We start from the raw sequence: 2,083 nt of genomic DNA, 5'->3' as shown, positions 1-2,083 counted from the left end.
GGCTGGGTAAAATCCATCACTTGCGATATTGCGATAGCGGGAACATCGTGCAATACTGCCTCCATCGCCGCCGCTGCCGTCCCCGAGTAGGTAATATCTTCTCCCATGTTAGAGCCTTTGTTAATTCCGCTAATGAGTAAATCGGGTTTACGATTTTCAAACATCGAATGCAATGCGAGATAAACACAATCACTCGGTGTTCCATCATCGAGTTTGTAAAAATCATCCCCGACACTGATAAAACTCAAAGGGCGAGTCAACGTCAGGGAGTGACCACATGCCGATTTTTCGGTCGAGGGGGCAACCACGGTGATATGTCCTAATCCATCGAGTGCTTCGATCAGGGCTAATAGCCCCTCTGACTCATAGCCGTCGTCATTGGTAATTAAAATCTCTTTCATCTATTTCCTTTTTGTTTTTACAGGGACGCAAATAAAGCAGTTCGTCTCTTCTCGTCGCTCATACGCTAAAACGTAATCATGCTCTTTTAAAATCGCATCTACAATGTAGAGTCCCAATCCAAAACTATCTTTGGTCGGATGCTCTTTCGTGAAAGGCTCGATATAGTAACTCAAGGAATTTTTGAGAGGTTCACCCACATTGGCGAAAATAATCTCCCCCTCTTCTATCCAAATACTCATCTTTTTTTCGTGAGAATATTTGATCGCATTATCAATCAGATTTTTGAGCGCTGTGACAAAAAGGCGGTAATCAACGTCAACCTTAATGGAGGCATCAACGCTGTGTTCCACCGTATCATACTCCACCATTGCCATATCAATCGCTCCGTCGATAATATCGATAAGACGATACTCGCTCTTCTCATGATGCTGATTTCCAGAAGTAATCTCTTCGATAAGGGCAAACTCACCGATCAGGGATTCAAGCCGCTCAAATATCCCCTCAAACCGCCCCCGCTGCTTTTCATCCCCTAACATCGTCGCGACAATACGCCCTTTCGCAATCGGGGTTTTTAGTTCATGCATAATATTACGCAGAAAGAGGGTGCGCGATTCGATAAGCGAACGGATTTTATTTTGAGTGGAATCGAGTTCATTAGCGATCAGAGCTATCTCATCGCTCCCATCGATGTAAAATCGAACCCCCATATCTCCCTCTCCGAAACGGGCGATCTGTTTACGCAATCGGCGCAGGGGGCGTAACCGATAAATAATCAATGCAAATGAGATGATCAAAACACTCATCAACGTCACGTATGCCGACATCAGATTCACGGGACGATACGGTTCTAAAACACGATCCATAAGGAGAACATTATGGCGGGACGATTCGACCCAAAAATAGACATGTCCTTGGTGCTCGATCATTGAGGTAATAATCTGTTGAGGAGGATGCACGGCAAAAGAGGTATCAGAGAGGGAATACTGTTCCATCACCTCATCCCCGTTCCCGTCACTTTTGAGTACTTTCCCATGACGGATGATTTTCTCGTACTCCGACGCACCCGTAATCTCTTCAAGCTCATAGAATGCCAAATTAGCTTCAAATATCGGTTGAGAAATTTGTTTCGTAATAAAGGTATGATAAATTTGACTGATGAGGGAGTGTTTAGTAAAAATATTATCAATGTGTTTGGCACGGTTAGTTTCATAGAGCTGATAAAAAGTATAGCTCACACTGCTTATCGAAACGACAAGCGCAAACACCACAGTGGCTAAAACAGCATTATTTTTAACCATTATTTGAGCAGTTTATAACCGATGCCTCGGATCGATTCGATCAGGGCTTTATCTCCGAGCTTATTGCGAATACGCCCCATCATGACATCGATACTTTTATTCGATGAATCCTCATTGATTGCCGAAACGTTGTGTATCAAATCTTCGCGCGAAACAACCATCCCCTGTTTTTTAATCATATGTGCCAAAATCCCGTACTCAGCGTTCGTGAGTTCCAAAGGGCGGCTTTTATAGCTGATCTGCATCGCAGATTCATTGAGTTTAAAATCACACGCACTCTCGGAAGCCGCAACCGAAGCGGCGTCATAGCGGCGTAAAACAGAGTGGATGCGAGAGACCAGTTCTCGCGGATCGTAGGGTTTTGGGAGATAATCATCGGCTCC

3 protein-coding genes are annotated in these 2,083 nt (G+C 44.4%); all 3 read right to left on the bottom strand.

Features of this window, described 5'->3' with window-relative positions:
* Positions 1-401, bottom strand: a 401-nt coding sequence (gene surE, locus JZU62_RS02600; protein ID WP_295011614.1) for a 5'/3'-nucleotidase SurE, incomplete at its 3' end; no start/stop codon positions are given.
* Positions 402-1,700, bottom strand: coding sequence for an ArsS family sensor histidine kinase (locus tag JZU62_RS02595; RefSeq protein WP_295011612.1), 1,299 nt, complete (start codon positions 1,698-1,700; stop codon positions 402-404). It lies immediately after the preceding gene.
* Positions 1,700-2,083 (bottom strand): response regulator transcription factor (locus tag JZU62_RS02590; RefSeq protein WP_295011610.1); only part of this gene is annotated, 384 nt, incomplete at its 5' end. The genes JZU62_RS02590 and JZU62_RS02595, both read right to left, overlap by 1 nt.

The sequence above is a fragment of the Sulfuricurvum sp. genome, from assembly GCF_019163035.1.
Taxonomy (GTDB): domain Bacteria; phylum Campylobacterota; class Campylobacteria; order Campylobacterales; family Sulfurimonadaceae; genus Sulfuricurvum.
The sequence above is the reverse complement of the archived record's forward strand: the minus strand, read 5'-3'. Positions and strand labels throughout refer to the sequence as shown.